This window comes from Pseudonocardia sp. ICBG162 (genome assembly GCF_020496225.1).
GTDB lineage: Bacteria > Actinomycetota > Actinomycetes > Mycobacteriales > Pseudonocardiaceae > Pseudonocardia > Pseudonocardia alni.
In genome coordinates this window covers 402564-424409 of record NZ_JAHLJD010000005.1, presented here as the reverse complement: position 1 = coordinate 424409, position 21846 = coordinate 402564, and the positions used below count along the sequence as shown (strand labels likewise).

General features: G+C 73.9%; 19 protein-coding genes. 14 read left to right on the top strand and 5 right to left on the bottom strand.

Annotated features, from left to right (window positions below; all coding sequences use genetic code 11):
• The first annotated feature begins 43 nt into the window (after window positions 1-43).
• The 7 genes from KPL60_RS02435 to KPL60_RS02405 all read left to right on the top strand — a co-directional run bounded on the left by KPL60_RS02435 (window position 44) and on the right by KPL60_RS02405 (window position 9812).
• A complete protein-coding gene (locus KPL60_RS02435; RefSeq protein WP_226364741.1) occupies window positions 44-2122 on the top strand; it encodes a hydantoinase/oxoprolinase family protein in 2079 nt (692 codons plus the stop codon).
• Entirely contained in the window at window positions 2119-4092 is a 1974-nt protein-coding gene (locus tag KPL60_RS02430) for a hydantoinase B/oxoprolinase family protein (protein WP_226364740.1), read from the top strand. The genes KPL60_RS02435 and KPL60_RS02430 overlap by 4 nt, the downstream gene beginning before the upstream one ends.
• A gap of 8 nt (window positions 4093-4100) precedes the next feature.
• Window positions 4101-4775 (top strand): SDR family oxidoreductase, encoded by a 675-nt coding sequence (locus tag KPL60_RS02425; RefSeq protein WP_226364739.1) that lies wholly within the window; start codon window positions 4101-4103, stop codon window positions 4773-4775.
• A gap of 88 nt (window positions 4776-4863) precedes the next feature.
• Window positions 4864-5799 carry a carbamate kinase gene (locus tag KPL60_RS02420; protein ID WP_226364738.1) on the top strand — a complete coding sequence of 312 codons (936 nt, stop codon included), beginning with the start codon at window positions 4864-4866 and terminating at the stop codon, window positions 5797-5799.
• Between the two features lie 25 nt (window positions 5800-5824).
• Window positions 5825-6928, top strand: coding sequence for a ring-opening amidohydrolase (locus KPL60_RS02415; protein ID WP_226364737.1), 1104 nt, complete (start codon window positions 5825-5827; stop codon window positions 6926-6928).
• Between the two features lie 14 nt (window positions 6929-6942).
• Window positions 6943-8442: a carboxyl transferase domain-containing protein gene (locus KPL60_RS02410; protein WP_226364736.1), complete on the top strand. Its 1500-nt coding sequence runs from the start codon at window positions 6943-6945 to the stop codon at window positions 8440-8442.
• The gene (locus tag KPL60_RS02405; protein WP_226364735.1) at window positions 8424-9812 is read left to right on the top strand and encodes an acyl-CoA synthetase; all 1389 of its coding nucleotides are present in this window, start codon (window positions 8424-8426) and stop codon (window positions 9810-9812) included. Before KPL60_RS02410 ends, KPL60_RS02405 begins: the two co-directional genes overlap by 19 nt.
• On the opposite strand, the gene KPL60_RS02400 is transcribed toward KPL60_RS02405, so the two are convergent.
• Window positions 9805-9972 carry a hypothetical protein gene (locus KPL60_RS02400; RefSeq protein WP_226354772.1) on the bottom strand — a complete coding sequence of 56 codons (168 nt, stop codon included), beginning with the start codon at window positions 9970-9972 and terminating at the stop codon, window positions 9805-9807. The genes KPL60_RS02405 and KPL60_RS02400 overlap by 8 nt on opposite strands.
• A gap of 26 nt (window positions 9973-9998) precedes the next feature.
• On the opposite strand from KPL60_RS02400, the gene KPL60_RS02395 reads away from it, so the two are divergent.
• The 3 genes from KPL60_RS02395 to KPL60_RS02385 all read left to right on the top strand — a co-directional run bounded on the left by KPL60_RS02395 (window position 9999) and on the right by KPL60_RS02385 (window position 13098).
• Window positions 9999-10526 carry a CGNR zinc finger domain-containing protein gene (locus tag KPL60_RS02395; protein WP_226364734.1) on the top strand — a complete coding sequence of 176 codons (528 nt, stop codon included), beginning with the start codon at window positions 9999-10001 and terminating at the stop codon, window positions 10524-10526.
• A gap of 226 nt (window positions 10527-10752) precedes the next feature.
• Window positions 10753-12018, top strand: a complete 1266-nt coding sequence (locus KPL60_RS02390) for an aspartate kinase (RefSeq protein ID WP_226354774.1) — start codon at window positions 10753-10755, stop codon at window positions 12016-12018.
• A gap of 6 nt (window positions 12019-12024) precedes the next feature.
• Complete coding sequence (locus tag KPL60_RS02385) at window positions 12025-13098, top strand: aspartate-semialdehyde dehydrogenase (protein WP_062399569.1); 1074 nt, start codon at window positions 12025-12027, stop codon at window positions 13096-13098.
• 66 nt (window positions 13099-13164) lie between these two features.
• Here the strand turns inward: KPL60_RS02385 and KPL60_RS02380 are convergent, their stop codons facing one another.
• Both KPL60_RS02380 and KPL60_RS02375 read right to left on the bottom strand, forming a co-directional pair.
• Window positions 13165-14109 (bottom strand): endonuclease/exonuclease/phosphatase family protein, encoded by a 945-nt coding sequence (locus KPL60_RS02380; RefSeq protein ID WP_226364733.1) that lies wholly within the window; start codon window positions 14107-14109, stop codon window positions 13165-13167.
• Between the two features lie 222 nt (window positions 14110-14331).
• A complete protein-coding gene (locus KPL60_RS02375) occupies window positions 14332-15525 on the bottom strand; it encodes an MFS transporter (RefSeq protein WP_226354777.1) in 1194 nt (397 codons plus the stop codon).
• Between the two features lie 192 nt (window positions 15526-15717).
• Between KPL60_RS02375 and KPL60_RS02370 the strand changes: the two genes are divergently transcribed.
• Window positions 15718-17175, top strand: coding sequence for a catalase (locus KPL60_RS02370; RefSeq protein WP_226354778.1), 1458 nt, complete (start codon window positions 15718-15720; stop codon window positions 17173-17175).
• A gap of 64 nt (window positions 17176-17239) precedes the next feature.
• Window positions 17240-17584 (top strand): arsenate reductase (glutaredoxin), encoded by a 345-nt coding sequence (gene arsC / locus KPL60_RS02365; protein ID WP_073575768.1) that lies wholly within the window; start codon window positions 17240-17242, stop codon window positions 17582-17584.
• On the opposite strand, the gene KPL60_RS02360 is transcribed toward arsC, so the two are convergent.
• The gene (locus tag KPL60_RS02360; RefSeq protein WP_226354779.1) at window positions 17581-19419 is read right to left on the bottom strand and encodes a prolyl oligopeptidase family serine peptidase; all 1839 of its coding nucleotides are present in this window, start codon (window positions 19417-19419) and stop codon (window positions 17581-17583) included. The two genes, arsC and KPL60_RS02360, sit on opposite strands and share 4 nt — an antisense overlap.
• Before the next feature lie 75 nt (window positions 19420-19494).
• Here KPL60_RS02360 and KPL60_RS02355 point away from each other — a divergent pair, with 75 nt between their 5' ends.
• Entirely contained in the window at window positions 19495-19905 is a 411-nt protein-coding gene (locus KPL60_RS02355; RefSeq protein ID WP_226354780.1) for a hypothetical protein, read from the top strand.
• 12 nt (window positions 19906-19917) lie between these two features.
• Here the strand turns inward: KPL60_RS02355 and KPL60_RS02350 are convergent, their stop codons facing one another.
• Window positions 19918-20508 (bottom strand): TetR/AcrR family transcriptional regulator, encoded by a 591-nt coding sequence (locus tag KPL60_RS02350; RefSeq protein WP_062399584.1) that lies wholly within the window; start codon window positions 20506-20508, stop codon window positions 19918-19920.
• A 159-nt stretch (window positions 20509-20667) separates the two neighbouring features.
• Here KPL60_RS02350 and KPL60_RS02345 point away from each other — a divergent pair, with 159 nt between their 5' ends.
• Complete coding sequence (locus tag KPL60_RS02345; protein ID WP_226354781.1) at window positions 20668-21834, top strand: LLM class flavin-dependent oxidoreductase; 1167 nt, start codon at window positions 20668-20670, stop codon at window positions 21832-21834.
• Window positions 21835-21846: the final 12 nt, after the last annotated feature.

Genomic DNA, 21846 nt, shown 5'->3' with positions numbered 1-21846 from the left:
GAGTTCAATCGAACTCACCGACCCCAGGCAGGAAGGACCCCCGATGACCCGGCGCATCCGGATCGGCATCGACACCGGTGGCACGTTCACCGACGTCGTCGCCTTCGACGAACGGGCGGGCGAGCTCGTCACGACCAAGACGCCCTCCACCCCGGCCAACCCGGCCGACGGCTTCCTCGCCGGCATCGACAAGGTCCTGGAGCTGCTGGGCGCGACCGGGGCGGACATCGAGGCCGTCAGCCACGGGACGACCGTCGCCACCAACCAGCTGCTCGAGGGCAAGGTCGACCGGCTCGGCTTCGTGACCACCGCGGGCTACGAGGCCATGCTGGAGATCGCCCGCCAGTCCGTCCCGGACGGCTACGGCAACTCCTACTTCTGGGTCAAGCCGAACCGGATCGTGCCCCGCGACCTGGTCCGCGGCGTGGAGGGCCGGCTCGACTTCACCGGCGCCGAGGTCCGCCCGTTCGACGAGGCCGGGGCCCGCGCGACCGCCCGCTGGTTCCGCGACCACGGCGTCGACACCCTGGGCGTCTGCTTCCTGCACGCCTACGCCGACCCCACCCACGAGGAGCGGATGCGGGAGATCCTCGCCGAGGAGCACCCGGCCGCCGTCGTGTCGCTGTCCAGCGAGGTCCTGCGTGAGTACCGCGAGTTCGAGCGGGCCACCACGGTCCTGGTCGACGCCGCCGTGAAGCCGCGGCTGTCGGCCTACGTCTCCAACATCAAGAACCGGCTGACCGCCTACGACGGCCGCGAGATCCCGTTCTACGTCATGAAGTCCAACGGCGGTGTCCTGTCCGCCGACGAGGTCGTCCACCAGCCGATCACGACCGTCCTGTCCGGGCCCGCGGCCGGTGCGCTCGGTGCCGCGCTGATCGCCCAGGAGGCCGGCTACGACCGGGTCCTCACCTCCGACGGCGGCGGCACCTCCACCGACGTCAGCGTCGTCGTCGGCGGCGAGCCGACGCTCACCACCGAGGGCTCGGTCGGGCAGTTCCCGTCCAAGATCCCGATGATCGACGTCGTGACCGTCGGCGCCGGCGGTGGCTCGGTCGCCTGGATCTCCCCGGAGGGCACCCTCAAGGTCGGCCCGCACTCGGCCGGCGCCGACCCCGGCCCGCTCTGCTACGGCAAGGGTGGCACCGAGGTGACCATCACCGACGCGCACGTCTTCCTCGGCCGCATCCCCCCGCACCTGCTCGGCGGGGAGATCCCGCTCGACGTCGACGCCGCCCGCGCCGGGATCGAGGCCCTGGCCAAGGAGCTCGACCTGACCCCGGAGGCGTGCGCCACCGGCGTCCTGGAGATCTCGGCCTGGAACCAGGCCAACGCGCTGCGCCAGGTCACCGTCAAGCGGGGCCTCGACGTCCGCGACTTCGCCCTCACCACCTTCGGCGGCTCGGGCTCCCTGCTGCTGTGCCGGCTCGTCGACGTGCTCGGCGTCCCGACCGTCCTGGTCCCGCCGAACCCCGGCAACGTCTCCGCGTTCGGGCTGCTCACCGTGGACGTGAAGAACGACTACGTGCAGACCCACGTCGCGCTGGCCGACGGGCTCGACCCGGCCGACGTGTCCCGCATCGTCGACGACCTCACCGCGCAGGCCGCCGCCGCGCTGGACCGGGAGGGCTTCCCGGCCGCGCAGCACGGCTTCGTCCGCACCGCCGACCTGCGCTACTTCGGGCAGGCCTTCGAGGTCCGCGTGCCGGTGCCGGACGGGCCGGTCACCCCGGACGCCCTGGTCACGGTCGCCGACGCCTTCCACGCCGCGCACCGGGCCCTCTACGGCTACGACTTCGCCGGCGACCCCGGCCAGCAGGTCGAGTGGGTCAACCTGCGGGTCTCGGGCATCGGCCCGATCCGCCGCCCGGAGATCGCCACCCACGACCTCGTCGCCGACCCGGTCGTCGCCGCGGCGGGCCGGCGCCCGGTCTGCTTCGACGCCGCGCAGGGCTTCGTCGACACCCCGGTGTACCGGCGGGCCGACCTCGTCCCCGGCGCGGTCGTCGACGGGCCGGCGATCGTCGAGGAGTTCGGCTCCACCGTCCCGCTGCACCCGGGCTTCACCGCCCGCGTCGACACCCGCCTGAACATCATCGTGACCCGGAAGGCCGACCAGTGACCACAGCGACGACGGCGACCGACCGCCCGGCCGACACCGGCTCGCGCCGCGCCCCCACCGCGTTCCCCTTCGGCCCGCTGACCGACGACGCCGGGGCGAGCGCCGACCCGGTCCTCGTCGAGATCGTGCAGGGCTCGCTGGCCAGCGTGGAGATGGAGGTCGAGACCGCCATCGCCCGCACCAGCCGCAGCCCGATGATCCGCGACGCGCACGACTTCCGCGCCGGCATCCACGACCGGCGGCTGCGCAAGCTCACCGGCCGGTCCTACTCCGCGCTGGTGCACCCGATCGCCCGCGAGTTCCCGCTGGACCAGATGCGCGAGGGCGACGTCTTCTTCCACAACGACGTCTACCGCTCCGAGGGCGGCATCGGGCACCTGCCCGACCTGTGCGTGACCGTCCCGGTCTTCGCCGGGCCGGCCGGCGACCGGCGCGTCGTCGCGTTCGTGCAGGCCTTCGGCCACCACGACGACATCGGCGGCGCGGTCCCCGGCTCGATGCCCTCGAACGCCACCAGCGTGTTCGAGGAGGGACTGATGGTCCCGCCGATCCGGCTGTGGGACGCGGGTGTCCCCAACCGGGCCGCCCTGGCGATCATGACCCGCAACTCGCGGATGCCCGACTCGCTGGCCGCCGACCTCGACGCCGAGTGCTCGGCCTGCCTGATGGGCGCCCGGCGCCTCGGCGAGCTGTTCGACCGCTACGGCATCGAGACCGTCGAGTCCTGCTTCGACGCGATCATCTCCCGCACCACCGAGACCTACCGCCGCGAGATCGTCGGCCGGATCCCGGTCGGGACCTGGACCTGGGAGGACTACGCCGAGCACGACGGCGTCGAGGAGCCCCGGCTGCACGCCCAGCGGATCACGCTCACCCGGACCGGACCCGACGACCCCGACGGCGAGCGGCTGATCCTGGACTTCGCCGGCACCTCCCCGCAGGCCAAGGGGCCGATCAACCACTGCGGCGACTACTCCGACGGCGTCTTCCTCAAGAAGTGGCTCGCGCCGATCCTGCGCAACCTCGCCGACTCCCCGGAGCGGATGGCCGAGCTCGACGTCAACGAGGGCATCGTCCCGCTCATCGAGATGCGGTTCCCGCCGCCCGGGACGCTGCTGACCCCGGTGTTCCCGGCGCCGACCAACGCGCGCACCTTCGTCATCCTGCGGCTGCTCGGGGTGCTCGCCGGTGTCGTCGCCAAGGCCGTCGACGGCCGGATGCCCGCCGACCAGGAGACGATCCGCTACACCGGCGTCTACGGCGAGGACCTGGAGGGCCGCCCCTACCTCATGCGCGAGGTGCTCGGCGGCGGCTCCGGCGGCCGCTACTACGCCGACGGCGAGGACACCATCCACGTCGTCCCCGACTCGCGGAACCTGCCCACCGAGTTCACCGAGGCCCGCTTCCCGTTCCGCGTCGAGTCGCTGTCGCTGGCCACCGACTCCGGCGGCGCCGGGGAGTTCCGCGGCGGCCTCGGCTACGAGAAGCACGTCCGGATGCTGAAGGACGCGCACTTCATGTCGATCGCGGACCGGTCGATCCTGGCCTGCTGGGGGGTGCGCGGCGGGAAGGCCGGGCGGCCGTTCGAGGTCGTCATCGACCCGGGCGGGCCGAACGAGCGGGAGGTCGACGCGCTGGCCGACGCCGAGCCGGTCCGCGCCGGTGAGGTGATCCGGGTGCGGACGACCGGCGGTGGCGGCTGGGGCGACCCGCTGCGCCGCGACCCGGCGGCCGTCGTGCGCGACGTGGTGTGGCGCAAGGTGTCCGCCGCGGCGGCGCTGGCCGACTACGGCGTCGTCCTGACCGGGGACCTCGACGACGACACCCTCGGCTTCGACGCGGCGGCCACCACGGCCGAGCGGGCGGGCCGGGCCGCGTGGTCCCGCGACGACGACGCGTTCTTCGACCGCGGCCCCGGCTACGCGTCCCTGGCCGGGGGCGCCGCGCACGCCGACGTCGACCGGCTCTGAGGCCCGCCGTGCGGGTCGTGATCTGCGGGGGCAACGGCAAGACCGGACGGGCGGTGGCGGCCGCGCTGCGGGCGCGGGGCGCCACCGCCGTCCCGCTGGGGCGGGCGGACGCCGTCGCCGGGGCCGCGGCCGGCGCCGACGCCGCCTACCTGATCGCCCCGAACCTGCACCCGGACGAGCCGGCGCTGGTCGCGGGCTGGCTCGACGGGCTGCGCACCGCGGGCGTCACCCGGGTCGGCTACCACTCGGTGGCCGCGCCGTACGCCCCCGACATGCCCCACCACCTGGGCAAGGCCCGGACCGAGGACGTCGTCCGCCGGTCCGGGCTGCGCTGGACGGTCCTGCAGCCCGGCGCCTACCTGCAGAACCTGGACCTGACCGGGCCGGTCCGGGTGCCCTACGACGTGCACGCCGTCTTCGGGTTCGCCGACCTCGACGAGGTCGGGGCGGCCGCCGCGACCGTCCTGACCGAACCCGGCCACGAGGGCGCCACCTACGAGCTCGCGTCGCGCACCGCCACCGTCGCCGAGCTGGCGGCGGAGGCGGGCACGACCGCCGAGCGGGTCCCCGGACCGTCCGGTCTCGGCCCGGTCCTCGACGCGATGTTCGCCTACTACGACCGCCACGGCCTGCCCGTCGGCACCCGTCCGCTCGCCCACCTCCTCGGGAAGGACCACCCGTGACCTTCGGCAACTCCTGCCATCGAACCGGCGCGGTTTCCGTCGCCCACGACGGTGAGACGACGGCCACCCTGCTCCTAGGTTCGTCGTCGTGAGAGTCCTGCTGGCACTGGGCGGCAACGCCATGACCGCCGCCGACGGCAGCGCGCGGCCGGAGGACCAGATCGCCGCGGCGCGGGTCGCCGCCGGGGCGGTGGCCGGGCTGCTGGCCCGCGACCACGACGTCGTCATCACCCACGGCAACGGCCCGCAGGTCGGGAACCTGCTGGTCAAGAACGAGCTGGCGGCCGCCGTCGTCCCGCCGGTCGGGCTGGACTGGTGCGGCGCGCAGACCCAGGGGACGCTCGGCTTCGTCCTGACCACGGCGCTGGACGCGGCGCTGGCCGCGGCCGGGGTCGACCGGCGCACCGCCGCCGTGGTGACCCGCACCCGGGTCTCGGCCGACGACCCGGGCCTGCTCCGGCCGTCGAAGCCGGTCGGGCGCTACCTGCCCGCCGACGAGGCCGCCGTCCTGGTCGCGCACGGCCAGACCTGGCAGGACCGGGGCGAGCGGGGCTGGCGCCGGGTGGTCGGCTCGCCCGAGCCGCTGGAGATCGTCGACGGGCCGGCGATCCGTGCCCTGGTCGACGCCGGGTTCGTCGTCGTCGGCAACGGCGGCGGCGGGATCCCGGTCGTGCGACGGCCCACCGGCGAGCTGGCCGGCGTCGAGGCCGTCATCGACAAGGACCTCGGTGCCGCGCTGCTCGCCCGCACCGTCGGCGCCGACGTGCTCGTCATCGGCACCGACGTGCCCCACGCGGTGCTCCGCTTCGGGACCCCGGCCGCCGAGGCCCTCGGCACGATCGGTGTCGAGAAGCTGCGCGCGCACGCCGCCGACGGGCACTTCGCCGGCGGCTCGATGGGCCCCAAGGTCGACGCGGCCTGCCGCTTCGTCGAGAACGGCGGCACCCGCGCCGTCATCACCGACCTCACCCACATCACCGAGGCCGTCACCGGCGGCGCCGGAACCGTCGTCGTCCCGTCCTGAGACCGCTGGAGAAGGAGAGTCCGTCATGCCCGACGCCATCGAGGTGCGCAAGGTCCCGATCCACTCCGTGGCCGACGCGAGCGAGCTCGCGACGCTGATCGACGACGGGGTCCTGCAGGCCGGCCGGGTCGTCGCGATCATCGGTAAGACCGAGGGGAACGGCGGGGTCAACGACTACACCCGCATCATCGCCGACCGCGCCTTCCGCGAGGTGCTGATCGGGAAGGGCGCCCCGGCCGAGCAGGTCCGGGAGGTCCCGATCGTCTGGTCCGGCGGCACCGACGGCGTCATCAGCCCGCACGCGACGATCTTCGCGACCGTCCCGCCGGAGGACGTCGTCCCCTCCGACGAGCCCCGTCTGACCGTCGGTTTCGCGATGAGCGAGCAGCTGGCCCCGGAGGACATCGGCCGCACGCCGATGATCACCAAGGTGGCCGACGCGGTGCAGGCCGCGATGAAGAAGGCCGGCATCACCGACCCCGCCGACGTGCACTACGTCCAGACCAAGACCCCGCTGCTGACCATCCACACCATCCGCGACGCCAAGTCCCGCGGGAAGACCGTGTGGACCGAGCACACCCACGAGTCGATGGACCTGTCCAACGGGTGCACCGCGCTCGGCGTCGCCGTCGCGCTCGGCGAGATCGAGATGCCGACCGACGCCGACGTCATGCACGACCGCGACCTCTACTCCGCGGTGTCGTCCTGCTCGTCGGGCGTCGAGCTGGACCGGGCGCAGGTCGTCGTGGTCGGGAACGCGACCGGGGTCGGTGGCCGCTACCGGATCGGGCACTCGGTCATGACCGACGCGCTCGACGCCGACGGCATCTGGAACGCGATCCGCGACGCGGGCCTGGACCTGCCCGAGCGGCCGCACACCTCCGACCTGGACGGCCGCCTGGTCAACGTGTTCCTCAAGTGCGAGGCGTCGCAGGACGGCACCGTCCGCGGCCGGCGCAACGCGATGCTCGACGACTCCGACGTGCACTGGCACCGGCAGATCAAGTCCTGCGTCGGCGGGGTCACCGCGGCCGTGACCGGCGACCCGGCGGTGTTCGTGTCGGTGTCCGCAGCCCACCAGGGTCCCGAGGGCGGCGGCCCGGTCGCCGCCATCGTCGACCTGGGCTGAGTGGCGGGGCAGCGGTGACGGTCCCCGAGCCCGTCCGTCCGGCGTCGTCCCGCTACCTGGACGCGGTGCTCGACCCCGGCTCCTTCCGGTCCTGGGACACCCCGGCGGGACCCCCGCCCGGGGCGTCCACCGGGTACCGCGCCGAGCTCGACCGGGCCCGTGCCCGCGCCGGGACCGACGAGTCCGTCGTGACCGGCGAGGGCCGGGCCGGCGGGCTCCGGGTGGCGGTGGTCTGCAGCGAGTTCGGCTTCCTCGCCGGGTCGGTCGGCACCGTCGCGGCCGCCCGGATCGTCGCGGCGGCCGGGCGGGCGACGACGGCCCGGCTCCCGCTGGTGCTGGCACCGGCCTCCGGCGGGACGCGGATGCAGGACGGGGCCGCGGCGTTCCTCGCGATGTCGGGGATCGCCCGGGCCGTCGCCGCGCACCGCCGGGCCGGGCTGCCGGTCGTCGTGCACCTGCGGCACCCCACGACCGGCGGGTCGCTCGCGTCCTGGGGATCGCTCGGGTCGGTCACCGTCGCCGAGCCGGGGGCGCTCGTCGGGTTCCTCGGGCCGAAGGTGTACCGGGGGCTGACCGGGTCCGCGTTCCCGGACGGGGTGCAGACCGCGGAGAACCTGTACCGGCACGGCGTCGTCGACGCCGTGCTCGACACCGCCGGGTTCGCGGGGTTCCTGCGCCGGGTCGTCGCGCTCACCCGCCACGCCCCGACGCCGGTGCCCCCGGCGCCGGAGCCCGGCCCGGCGCCGGGACCGGTGCCCGACGCGTGGACCTCGGTCACCGCGACGCGGCGCCCGGACCGGCCGGGCGTGCGCGACCTGCTCACCGACCCGGACACCGTGCTGCTGCACGGCACCGGCGCGGGGGAGACGGCCGCGGCGACCGTGCTGTGCCTGACCCGGTTCGGGACGTCGCCGTGCGTCCTGGTCGGTCAGGACCGGACCGCCACCCGTCCGGTCGGGCCCGCCGACCTGCGGGTGGCCCGCCGGGGTGCCCGGCTCGCCGGGGAGCTGGGCCTGCCCCTGGTGACGGTCGTCGACACCGCCGGTGCCGAGCTGTCACCCGCTGCCGAGCAGGGAGCGCTGGCCGGGGAGATCGCGCGCTGCCTGGCCGGGCCCGGCGGGCCGGGGGGTCCCGTCGTGTCGGTGCTGCTCGGGCAGGGCGGCGGCGGTGCGGCCCTGGCGCTGCTGCCCGCCGACCGGGTCCTCGCGGCCCGGCACGCGTGGCTGACCCCGCTCCCGCCGGAGGGGGCCTCGGTCATCGTGCACGGCACACCGGACCGGGCACCGGAGACCGTCGCCGCGCAGCGGGTGCGCAGCGCCGACCTGCTGGCGCTCGGGGCGGTGGACCGGATCGTCGAGGAGTGTCCGGACGCCGCCGACGAGCCCGCCGCGTTCGTCGCCCGGATGCGGGCCGCGCTCGCGGAGGAGATCCCGCGCGCCGTGGGCACCCACCCTCCACCGATCTCGTACCGACCCCCACGACCGGGAGACCGACCTTGCTGCTCACCTCGCTGACCGATCCCCGGGACCTGGAGCGTGCCGTCACCGTCGGCGACGACGTGCTGTCCCGCGCCGAGCTCCTCGACCGGGCCGGCCGGTTCGCCGCCGGCATCCCCGGCGACGGCCCGGTCGCCGTGCACGCGACCGCCTCGATCGACACCGTCGTCGCCATCACCGCCGCGATCCTCGCCGGGGTGCCGGTCGTGCCGGTCCCGCCGGACTCCGGGCCCGCCGAGCGCGGCCACGTGCTCTCCGACTCGGGTGCGACGGCCTGGGCCGGGGAGCTGCCCGAAGGGGTCGACCTGCCGGTCGTCGTACCGGGCTCGCAGCCGATCGGCCCCCGTCCGGTCGACCCCGCGGCCACCGCGATGCTGCTCTACACCTCCGGCACCACCGGACGCCCCAAGGGCGCCCAGCTCTCCGGCGCCGCGATCGCCGCCGGCCTCGACGCCCTGTTCGAGGTCTGGGACTGGACCCCCGACGACACCGTCGCCCACGGCCTGCCCCTGTTCCACGTCCACGGCCTGATCCTCGGCGTCCTCGGATCACTGCGCCGCGGCTCCCGCGTCGTGCACACCGTGAAGCCGCAACCCGCCCGCTACGCCGCGGTCGACGCGTCGATGTACTTCGGGGTGCCGACGGTGTGGAACCGGATCGTCGACGAACCCGACGCCGCCCGCGCACTCGGCCGGGCCCGGCTCCTCGTCTCCGGCAGCGCACCCCTGCCCGCATCACTGTTCGACCGCATCGCCGCCCTCACCGGGCAGGCACCGGTGGAGCGCTACGGCATGACCGAAACCATGATCACCCTGTCCGCACACGCCTCCGGCGAACGCCGCGCCGGCTGGGTCGGCCTCCCCGTCCCGGGCGCCGAGACCTGCCTGCTCCCCGCCACCGACGACGCGACCGACGCCGACACCGTCCCCGACGACGGCGAGACCGTCGGCCGCCTGCAGGTCCGCGGCCCCATGCTGTTCGACGGCTACCGGGGCCGCCCCGACGCCGACGACGAGTGCTGGGCCGGCGAGGGCTGGTTCCGCACCGGCGACCTCGCCGTCCGCGACCCCGACGGGTTCCACCGCATCGTCGGCCGCGAGTCCACCGACCTCATCAAGTCCGGCGGCTACCGCATCGGATCCGGCGAGATCGAGGCCGTCCTGCTCGACCACCCCGCCGTGTCCGAGGTCGCCGTCGTCGGCGCCCCCGACCCCGACCTCGGCCAGAAGATCGTCGCCTACGTCGTCGGCGACGGACACGACGCCCAGGCGCTGATCGACCACGTCGCCGCACAGCTGTCCTGGCACAAACGCCCCCGCGAGGTCGTCTTCCTCGACGGCCTGCCCCGCAACCCGATGGGCAAGGTCCAGAAGAAGCTGCTCACCTGAGCCCGCGGGCGCGTCCGGCGCTCGCCGCGACGGTCGCGGTGCGGGGCGCGGCGAGCCGGATCCGCCAGGCCCCGCACCGGCAGCGCTGGTAGCTCACGACGCCGTCGGCGGTGCGGTGCCGCGACGTCGTCTCCCACTCGTGGTCCAGGGGTGTACTCACGACGACGACGTTGCTGTAATGGGTCAGTGCACATCAACCCTTACGGACGTGATCCGGCGCTCCTCGCCGCCGACCTGGTGAACGCGCCGCCGTCGTCGACCGGGGAGCTCGTCGCACGCTGCCTCGCCGCCGGGGTGACGCGCGACTGGGACCCGGTCGGCGCCGACCTGCCGGCGGTGCTCGACTTCCTGCGCCGGTGGGAGGGGGTCGTCGACGCCGAGCCGGGCGCGGAACGGGCACGGCTGCTCAACGCCCTGCTCGCCGAGTCGACCGGGCCGCCACGCCTCACCGACCACGACGGCCACTGGCACCTGCACCACCGCGACGACGGTCTGGGCCTGGCCGGTGTGCTGCGCGCCCTGCTCGCGACCGGCACCGCCACCCACCTGGCGACCCGGGGGATGGACCGGCTCGGCCGGTGCGCCGCCGAGGGCTGCACCCGCGTCTACGCCGATGTCTCCCGCAACGGCAGGCAGCGCTACTGCAGCGCACGCTGCGGCAACACCGACGCGGTCCGCCGGCACCGCGGCAGGCGGCAGCCCGTCCGGGCCTGAGTCCCCGGTCCGGTGCCGCGCGGCCCGCGCGCATACCCGAGCGCGGGGTCCGCGGGCGAGCCCGTGTGGTCTGGGTCATCGGTGACCGTCCAGATCCTGAAAACGGACGGCGCTCGCCGGTACTGTTCCGTTCCGACCAGCGCCGCCGATGCGTCACCTGCGCATCCCGGCGGTCGAAGAGAGAGCACCCGACGGCTCCACCGCGGAGCCAGGATTGGAGGTCGGCGTGGCCCTCGTCGTGCAGAAGTACGGCGGTTCGTCGGTCGAGAACGCGGAGCGGATCAAGAAGGTCGCCGAGCGCATCGTCCGTACCCGCAAGGAGGGCCACGATGTCGTCGTCGTCGTGTCCGCCATGGGGGACACCACCGACGAGCTGACCGATCTCGCCGAGCAGATCTCCCCGAAGCCCCCGCTGCGGGAGATGGACATGCTGCTCACCTCCGGTGAGCGGATCTCGAACGCACTCGTCGCGATGGCGATCCACGCCCTCGGCGCGGAGGCCCGGTCGTTCACCGGCTCGCAGGCGGGCATGCTCACCACCTCGAAGCACGGTGACGCCCGCATCACCGAGGTGAACCCGTGGCGCCTGCGTGAGGCCCTCGACGAGGGGCACATCGTGCTCGTCGCCGGCTTCCAGGGCATGAGCGCGGACTCCCGCGACATCACCACGCTGGGCCGCGGCGGCTCGGACACCACCGCCGTCGCGCTCGCGGCCGCGCTGAACGCCGACGTCTGCGAGATCTACTCCGACGTCGACGGCGTCTACACCGCCGACCCGCGGATCGTCTCCAAGGCGAGCCTGCTCGAGACGGTGACCTACGAGGAGATGCTCGAGCTCGCCGCGTCCGGCGCCAAGGTGCTGCACCTGCGCGCCGTCGAGTACGCCCGCCGCTACGGCGTCCCGCTGCGGGTGCGCAGTTCCTACAACGACAAGCCGGGCACCCTGGTCTCCGGCTCGATCGAGGAGATCCCGTTGGAGAATCCGATCATCACCGGCGTCGCCCACGACCGGTCCGAAGGCAAGATCACCGTCACCGGTGTGCCGGACACCCCCGGCATGGCCGCGAAGATCTTCCGCACGGTCGCCGACGCGGAGATCAACATCGACATGGTCCTGCAGAACATCTCCAACGTGGCGGACAAGAAGACCGACATCACCTTCTCGCTGCCCCGCACCGACGGTGACACCGCCGTCGCGGCGCTGGAGCGCGCGAAGGCCGAGATCGGGTTCGCCGAGCTGATCTACGACAACGACATCGGCAAGGTGTCCCTGGTCGGCGCGGGCATGCGCAACCACCCCGGCGTCACCGCGAAGTTCTGCGAGGCGCTCTCCGACGCCGGGATCAACATCGAGACCATGAACACCTCGGAGATCCGGATCTCGGTGATCTGCCGCTCCGACCAGCTGGACGACGCGGTGCAGGCGCTGCACGAGGCGTTCGAGCTCGGCGCCGAGGACGACGCGGTGGTCGCCGCCGGAACGGGCCGGTGAGCTGAGATGGCCATGGACAAGCCCGTCCTCGCGCTCGTCGGCGCGACCGGTGCCGTCGGCACCACCATGATCGAGATCATCGACTCCCGCGAGTCGGTGCCGTGGGGCGAGATCCGCCTGATCGCCTCCGCGCGCAGCGCCGGCAAGGTGCTGACGGTCCGCGGCCAGGACATCACCGTCCTGGAGCTCAAGCCCGAGGTCTTCGACGGCGTCGACATCGCGATGTTCGACGTGCCGGACGAGGTCTCCGCCGAGTGGGCGCCGATCGCCGCCTCCCGCGGCGCGATCGCCGTCGACAACTCCGGCGCGTTCCGGATGGACCCCGAGGTCCCGCTCGTCGTGCCCGAGGTCAACCCGGAGAAGGTGACCGAGCGGCCCAAGGGCATCATCGCCAACCCGAACTGCACGACGCTGTCGATGATGGCGGCGATGGGTGCGCTGCACCGCGAGTTCGGGCTCGAGGCGCTGGTCGTGTCGTCGTACCAGGCCGCGTCGGGTGCCGGTCAGCCCGGCATCGACCAGCTGCAGGCCGAGCTGTCCGCGGTCGCCGGCAAGGACCTCGGGAAGGCCGCCGGCGACGTCGCGGCCGTCCTGACCGAGGCCGGGATCCCGGTCGGCGGCGACTCGCCGTTCCCGGCTCCGCTGGTGCTCAACGTCGTGCCGTGGGCCGGCTCCCTCAAGGACGACGGCTGGTCGTCGGAGGAGCTGAAGGTCCGCAACGAGTCCCGCAAGATCCTCGGGATCCCGGAGCTCAAGGTCTCCGCGACCTGCGTGCGCGTCCCGGTCGTCACCACGCACGCGCTGGCGATCCACGCGACCTTCTCCTCGGAGGTCTCGGTCGACGCCGCCCGCAAGGTGCTCGGGGCGCAGCCGACGATCGTCGTCAAGGACGACCCGGCCGCCGGCGAGTGGCCGACCCCGGCCGACGCCGTCGGTGGGGACCCGACCGTGGTGGGCCGGATCCGGCAGTCGCTGGACTTCCCGAACACCCTGGAGCTGTTCGTGTGCGGGGACAACCTGCGCAAGGGTGCCGCCCTGAACACCTACGAGGTGGCGGAGACGGTCGCCGCGGCCGGCTGACCCCCTCCGTAGCTACGACGGCCGCCGTCCCGGAGCCCGGGGCGGCGGCCGTCGTCGTGTGCGGGTCTAGGGCAGGCGCAGCGTCGCCACGATCGCGCGGTGGTCGGTGCCGGGCACCAGCCGCGTCCCGAACGACTCGGCGGCGATCCCGCCGTTGTAGACGATGTGGTCGATCTGCGGCCCCAGCCACGACGGCGCCCAGGTCGGCCAGGTCCCGGCCAGCCCGTTGCCGGTCTGCGAGCCCGCGTCGCCGCAGCCCTGGATCGCGTTGCGGAACACCGAGTGGTCGAGGCTCGCGTTGAAGTCGCCGGCGACGATCGCCGGGCTCGTCCCGGAACACCACTTCGCGACGGTCTCCAGGTCCGAGCGCCACTGCCCGACCGAGCGCGGGACGGGGGCGACGGAGTGGAACGCGACGAAGCGCAGGTTCCCCAGGCCGCCGCCGGTGATCTCGATGTAGTCGAAGCGGACGTCCTTGCCGATCCGGGTGCGGACGTCGCCGAGCCGGTTCGACCAGGCCACGGTGTTGCCGGTGACGTCGCGGTCCCAGCGGTCGACGCTGGACGCCGTCCGGTAGCCCAGCGGCTCCAGCAGCGGCGCGATCTCGCTCTCGTAGCGGCCGCCCGCCTCCGGGATCGAGACGACGTCGGGGTTCTCCGCGGCGACGAGCGCGGCGAGCGACTGCGTGTCGGCGTTGCCCTCGTAGACGTTGAGCGCCAGCACCTTCAGCGGGGTCCCGCCGGTGGGCGCGGGGCCCGCCACGGTGCGGGGGAGCACCATCGCGGCGCCGACCAGCGCGACCAGCGCGAGGACGACCGGGACCGGCCAGAACCGGCGGGCGGCCAGGGTGATCAGGAGGCCGATCACGACCAGCACGCCGAGCGCGGCGACCATCAGCGGCCGGAAGGCGATGACCTGCGCGAACGGCGAGTGCGCGTCGAGACCGACGAGGTCGGGCAGCGTCGCGAGCGCGGCGGCGGCACCGAGGAACAGCGCGAACCCCCAGCGCACCCGACCTCCCCGACGACGGGGCCGCCCACTCGGGATGGGCTGGGTCTCGGAGTCGGGGTGGGGCGGTGCGCTCACTCGGTCCAGTCTGCCCGAGGGGCACACCTGCCCGCCGCGTCCGGACGGTGCGCTGCGCCGATCGTCTGTGGACTCTCTCAGTGTCCGACTTGCGCGACCGCTCGTCGACCGTCTCGGTGACGCCGACGGCCGTGCAGCCCCGGCCGGTCAGGCCCGGGCGCGCAGCAGCGGCGCCGCCACCCCGGCGGCGACGACCGCGACCGACCCGCAGACCAGCATCGCCACGCCGGGAGAGGCGGTGTCGACCAGCACCCCCGCCAGCGGGGTCGCGATGGCGATGCCGAGCGTCGTCGCGGAGCCCTGCAGGCCGGTGACCAGGCCACGCACCCGGTCCGGGGCGAGGTCGCCGATCGCGGCACTGCCCGCCGCGAGCGTCGACGCGGTCGCCAGACCCGCGGGGAGCAGCAGGAACAGCAGGCTCCACCACGACCAGGCCAGTGCCGCCGGGAGCGTCGCCAGCCCGAGCGCGGCGAGCAGCAGCGGCAGCGGCAGGCCGCGGCGGGCGCTGCCGTAGAGGAACCCGCCGACCAGCGACGCCAGGCACCACACGGCGTTGACCAGCGCGATCGCCCACGCCTGCCCGGAGGAGGTGAGGGCGGCGATGAACGCGAACTCGGTGCCCATGATCGCGATCACCGCGGCGGTCACCGCCAGCAGCGCGCCGACCAGCGGCCGGGTCAGCCAGCTGCGCAGCGGAGGGCGGGGGCCGGTGCGGGCGGCCCCCTCGCCGTCGGCGCGGACCGGTGGGTCGAGCCGCCACAGCGCGATCCCGGCCAGGACGAACCCGGCGCCGATCACGCGCATCGTCGTCGCCGAGCCCAGCCACACCGTCAGCAGCGACCCGACGGCGGGCCCGGTCATGTAGGAGATCTCGACGGTCATCGAGTCCAGCGCGAACGCGGGGCGGCGTCGTCCGGCCGGGACGGCGGCCGCGATGACCTGCCGGACCAGGGAGAACACCGGGAGGGTCAGGATGCCGGCGACGAAGGCGGCGCCGAGCAGACCGGCGTAGCCCAGCAGCGGCGCGACCGACCAGAACAGCAGGCCCGCGGTCATCGTCAGCGCCAGGACCGGGCGCAGCCCGTGCCGGTCGACCACCGTGCCGAGCAGCGGGGCGCCGATCGCCATCCCGGTCGGGACCGCGGCGGCGACGAGCCCGGCGGCGCCGAAGCCGTAGCCGAGCGTGGTGACGGTGTGCAGGGTCAGGGTGACGCCGACGGCCGTCGCGGGGATGCGTGCGGCCATGCCGATCGCGGTGATCGCACCGACCCCGGGCAGGCGCAGCACGTCGGCGAACGCGCCCAGGCCGGCGCGGGGTGCGGTGGCGGCGGTGTCGGGCACGACCCCATCCTGACCCGCGCCCGGTCGTCGTCGCGCACCGGTTTCGGGTTTCGGCCGGGACCGCACGGGAAGTCCCTGGGGGAACGGACACCGCCGACCGCGACGCGGCCGCGCAGCCGCGGGAGCGTCCCGGTCGCCCCGGCGGGGCACCGCCCGCCGCCCCACCCACCACGCGCACGAGGAGGCTCGGCCGTGACCACGTCGCACCAGCCCAAGCCCACCACCACGGACTCCGGCAGCCCGGTCGCCAGCGACGAGCACTCGCTGACGATCGGCCCCGACGGCCCGCTCCTGCTCAACGACCACTACCTCATCGAGCAGATGGCGAACTTCAACCGGGAGCGCATCCCGGAGCGTCAGCCGCACGCGAAGGGCGGTGGGGCGTTCGCGCGGTTCGAGACCACCGAGGACGTCTCGCAGTACACCAAGGCCGCGTTCCTCCAGCCCGGCGTCGAGTCCCGTGGCGTGATCCGTTTCTCGACCGTCGCCGGTGAGCGCGGCAGCCCCGACACCTGGCGCGACCCGCGCGGTTTCTCGCTGAAGCTGTGGACGACCGAGGGCAACTGGGACATGGTCGGCAACAACACGCCGGTCTTCTTCGTCCGCGACCCCATGAAGTTCCAGCACTTCATCCGCAGCCAGAAGCGGCGCGTCGCGAACAACCTGCGCGACCACGACATGCAGTGGGACTTCTGGACGCTGTCGCCGGAGTCGGCGCACCAGGTCACCTGGCTCATGGGTGACCGGGGCATCCCGAAGACCTGGCGGCAGATGAACGGCTACTCCAGCCACACCTACAGCTGGATCAACGAGGCCGGCGAGATGGTCTGGGTGAAGTACCACTTCAAGTCCGACCAGGGCGTGGAGTGCCTGACCCAGGACGAGGCCGACACCCTCGCCGGCTCGGACCCCGACTACCACCAGGCCGACCTCTACAACGAGATCGAGGCGGGCAACCACCCGTCCTGGACGCTGTACGTGCAGGTCATGCCGTTCGCCGACGCGAAGACCTACCGGTACAACCCGTTCGACCTGACCAAGGTGTGGCCGCACAGCGACTACCCGCTGATCAAGGTCGGGAAGCTGACGCTGGACCGGAACGTCGAGGACTACCACGCCGAGATGGAGCAGGCCGCGTTCGAGCCGAACAACCTGGTGCCCGGCACCGGGCTGTCGCCGGACAAGATGCTGCTCGCCCGCGGGTTCTCCTACGCCGACGCCCACCGCGCCCGGCTCGGTGTCAACTACAAGCAGATCCCGGTCAACGCGCCCCGCAGCGAGGTGAACAACTACCAGAAGGACGGCGCCATGCGGATCACGAACACCCGTGACCCGATCTACGCGCCGAACTCCTACGGCGGCCCGGCGGCCGACCCGAAGCGGGTCTCCGAGGCCCTCTGGTACGCCGACGGCGACATGGTCCGCAGTGCGTACTCCCTCCGCGAGGAGGACGACGACTGGGGCCAGGCCGGGATCATGGTCCGCGAGGTCTTCGACGACGCCGCCCGCGAACGGTTCGTCGGCAACGTCGCCGGGCACCTGCTCGACGGCGTGACCGAGCCCGTCCTGCAGCGCGCCTTCGAGTACTGGCGCAACGTCGACAAGGACATCGGCGACCGGATCGAGCAGGCCGTCCGCAACGGCGGCTGACCGCTCGGCACGGCGACGGCCCCGGGGGACACCCCGGGGCCGTCGTGCGTCCTAGGCTCGGCAGGTGGAGATCTGGCACAACCCGCGCTGCTCGAAGAGCCGCGCCGCCCTCGCGCTGCTGACCGACCGCGGCGTCGAACCGACGGTGCGGCGCTACCTCGACGACCCGCCGACCCGCGCCGAGCTGGAGCGGGCCCTGGCCGCGCTCGGCACCGAGGACCCGCTCGCGATCACCCGCACCGGCGAGCCCGCGTTCCGCGAGCAGGGCCTCGCCGGCGCCGACCGGGACACCCTGCTCGACGCGCTGGCCGCCGAGCCGAAGCTGATCGAGCGGCCCGTGGTGATCGACGGCGACCGGGCCGTCGTCGGCCGGCCGCCGGAGAACGTGCTGGGCCTGCTCGGCGACTAGCCCAGCGCCCGCCGCACGAAGTCGACCTCGGTCGCGATCAGGTCCAGCTGGTCGGACACCACCAGCGAGCCGTGCCCGGCGTCGAACCGGCTGACCTCGTAGGTCACGTCCCCGCGTCCGGCCAGCGCGTCGAGGTAGTTGTCGATCTGCCGGATCGGGCAGCGCGGGTCGTTCTCCCCGGCCAGCACCAGGACCGGTACGCGGACCTCGTCGACGTAGGTCAGCGGCGAGGCCTCCCGGTAGAGGTCGGGCAGCTCGTCGGGGGAGCCGCCGAACAGCGCCCGGTCGAACGCGCGCAGCTGCTCCATCTCGTCGGCGTAGGCGGCGACGTAGTCGGCCACCGGCACCCCGGCGACGGCCGCGGCCCACCGCTGCGGCTGCGTCCCGGCGGCGAGCAGCGACAGGTACCCGCCCCAGGACCAGCCGTCGACGGCGCAGCGGTCCGGGTCGACGGTGCCGTCGGCGACCAGCGCGTCCTGGACGGCGGCGACGTCCTCCAGCTCGGTCAGCCCCGGCCTGCCCTCGATCGCGTCCCGCCAGGCCGAGCCGTAGCCGGTGGAGCCCCGGTAGTTGACCTCGACGACGGTGAACCCGGCCTCGACCCAGGTCGCGCGGCCGGCGTCGAAACGGTCCTCGTCGGCGGCGTGCGGGCCGCCGTGCAGCACGAACACCGCGGGCGCCGGACGGCCGTCGACGCGCGGCGCCTCGGCGACCAGGCTGTGCACCTGCCCGGCCGGGACCCCGGTCCACACGTCGCGGACGGCGACCGAGCCGGGCGGGCGCTCGCCGGGCGGGGCGACCAGGACGTCGTCGGTGCCGTCCGGGCGCAGCCCCCGGATCTGCGACGGGGTGGCCGCCGACGAGGCGGAGTACTCCACGGTGCCGTCGTCGCGGACCTCGGCGGACCCGACGCAGCCGGGCGCGGTGGGCAGCTCGGTCAGCTCGCCGGAGGCCAGGACGTAGCGGAACAGCCGGGTGCGGGCGGCGTGGGTGTGCGCGACGAGCAGCGCCGAGGCGTCCGGGACGAACCCGCCGACCAGCTCGCCGGGCAGGTCGACCGCGAGCTCGGTGACCTCACCGGTGGTCGGGTCCCAGACCAGAAGCTCGTCGCGTCCGCGGCGCTCGTGGCCGACGAGCAGCCGCTGGTCGCCCGCGAGGGGGGAGAACTCCAGCGCGGCGAGGCCGCGGCCGGGCCCGTCGTGCAGCTCGGCGACGGTGTCCCCGGTGGCGACGTCGAGCACCCGCAGCGACGGGTGGCGGGAGTCGCCGTGCTCGGAGTGCGAGATCGCCAGCAGCGTCTCGTCCTCCGACAGCGCGCCGACGCCCGCGTCCTCGGTGTGCCGGTAGATCTCCCGGGCGTCGGTGCCGGAGCCGCGCTCGTGCACCGACAGGACGGTGCCGTCGTCGGTGGACACCCCGATCGCGGTGACCCGGCGGCCGATCTCCAGGCCCGCCGGGTAGCCGTCGCCCGCGCCGGGGACGGCGGGCACGGTGTCGGTGCCCGCACCGGAGGACCACGGCTGGGCGACCCAGTGGCCGAACTCGTCGCCGTCGGTGTCGGCGAACCACCAGACGTGCCCGCCGTCCGGCGGCAGCACGGCCGAGGTGGTGCCGTTGCGCCGGTCGGTGACCTGGCGGTGCTCCCCGGAGTCGCGGTCCCAGGCGTGGATCTCGAAGGTGCCGGTCGCGTTGGAGACGTAGACCGAGCGGGCCGGTGCGTCGCGGGCCCAGCCGGGGCGCGACATGCGCGCCGCGGTGAACCGGGACCGCCAGCGCTGCTCGCGCTCGTCGTCGAAGAGCGTCGGGGGAACGGGGGCGCTGGGGTGCGGGCTCACGACCCGATCGTGCCGAACGCCACGAACGGGTGCACCGGGCGGGGTCGTCGGCCGCGCATCCGGCAGCATGGAGGCATGCGGAGACCGGCCCGGCTGCTGCTCGCCGGGGTGCTCGTCCTCTCCCCGGCCGCTGCGGGCTGCGGTGCGGTCGGATCGACCGCCGGCACCGTCGCGAGTGGCCCGACGGTCACCGCCCAGGCCGACTCGCACGGCCTCACCGCCGTCCGGTTCGACCACTCCGCGACGCATCCGGAGCCCGCCGTCCCGACGGTGCGGGTGCGCCGCGGGACGACGGTGGTGCTCACCGTCGGCAGCGACGTCGCGCGCCGGGTGCTGGTCCCGGAGCAGGGCCGCGCCGTCGACGTCAGCGCCGGGGGCACGGTCACCCTGCGCTTCCTCGCGCTGGGGACGTTCACCGTGCGGGTGGCCGAGCCCGGCGCGGTCCGCGGCGGGACGATCATCGGCCGGGTCGAGCCCTGGCACTGACCCGTCGGGGGGTCAGGCGAAGGCGTCGGCCCGGTCGGCGATGGCGCGCAGGCCCTCGGCGATGTCCACACCCGACGGCGCGGTGTCGGGGTCGAGCATCCACTGGACCATGAGCCCGGTGAGCAGCGCCTGGTAGACGGAGCCGAGCACGTGCACGCGGCGGTCCGCGGCGGCCGGGTCGTCGGGCAGCGTGTGGAAGGTCAGGGCCAGGCCCTCACGGACCTCCCGCTGGGCCTCGGCGAGCTTCGCGCGCAGCTCCGGCAGCCGCTCGGCCTGGGCGAGCGCCTCGACGTGGGTGGCCCACAGGCGTCGCTGGGTGGAGAACAGGCCGACCACCCGGCTCCAGGTCTCCTCGACCCGGCGCTGCGGGTCGGTGGTCCCGCCCGCGGGTTCGGCGAGCGCCCGGTCGAGCTCCTCGCCCCAGGCCGTCGTCGCCCGCAGCAGGGCCTCGGTGAGCAGGGCGTCCTTGGAACCGAAGTGGTAGCCGATGGAGGCCAGGTTCGTCCCGGAAGCGGCCACCACGTCCCGTGCGGTCGTGCGGCCGAACCCCTTCTCGTAGAGGCACTGCGCGGCCCCGTCCAGAAGCTCCTCGCGGTGTCCCATGATCGCGGAACCTATCGGGTCGTCACGGACGTCCGTACACCGGCCGTTCACCCGGTCTGCCACTGTCGTGCAACGCTTGCGTGACGCCGGTCACGGCGGGTAGGGACTGTCGTGGCGGTGTCCTCGACGGAGTGGGCACCGGACCGACGAGGAGTCACCGTGAGCAGACTGCGATTCGGCACCTTCCTGGCCCCGTTCCACCAGCCCGGTCAGAACCCCACCCTCGCGCTGCAGCGCGACCTCGAGCTCGTCGAACACCTCGACCGGCTCGGCTTCGACGAGGCGTGGATCGGCGAACACCACTCCGCGGGCTCGGAGATCATCGCCTCGCCCGAGATCTTCATCGCCGCGGCGGCGGAGCGGACCCGGAACATCAGGCTCGGGACCGGCGTCACCTCCATCAGCTACCACAACCCGCTGTGGGTGGCCGACCGCATGGTGATGCTCGACCACCTCACCCGCGGACGCACGATGCTCGGCTGCGGGCCCGGCTCGCTGCCCACCGACTCGTCGATGATCGGCCTGAACCCCACCGACACCCGTGAGCTGCTCGAGGTGAACCTCGACATCATCATGCGGCTGCTGCGCGGCGAGGTCGTGAACGCCGAGACCAGGACCCACAACCTGATCGACGCCCAGCTGCAGCTCGCGCCCTACAGCGACCCGTGCTTCGACATCGCGGTCGCCGCCGTCGCGTCCCCGACCGGGCCGCGAATGGCGGGGCAGCACGGGATCGGCCTGCTGTCCATCGGCGCCACCCTCACCCAGGACGGCTTCGACGCGCTGGCCCACCACTGGAGCGTCGTCGAGGAGCGCGCCGCCCACCACGGGCAGCCCGCGCCGGACCGCAGCAAGTGGCGCCTGGTCGGCCTCATGCACGTCGCCGAGACCCGGGAACAGGCCTACCGCGAGGTCGAGTACGGCATCGAGCACTGGTTCCGCTACTTCCAGAAGGTCGCGGCCTTCCCGCAGATGGCGGTCGAGGGCGGCGACGCCAAGGAGATGATCGACTTCATCAACGACGCCGGGATCGGCGCGATCGGCACCGTCGAGGACGCGAAGGCCCAGGTGCAGAAGCTCGTCGACCAGTCCGGCGGGTTCGGCGCGATGCTGCTGCTCGGCCACGAGTGGGCCAACCCGGAGGCGACAAAGCGGTCCTGGGAGCTCATCGCCCAGTACGTCGTGCCCGAGTTCCAGGGGCAGGCCGCGGGCACCCTGGCGGCCAAGGACCGGGCCAGCTCCACGCGCGAGAAGCACGCGCAGACCCAGCTCGACGCCGTCGACACCATGACCAAGCGCTACGAGCAGGAGAAGGCGGGCAGCTGACGGGCTCCGGCG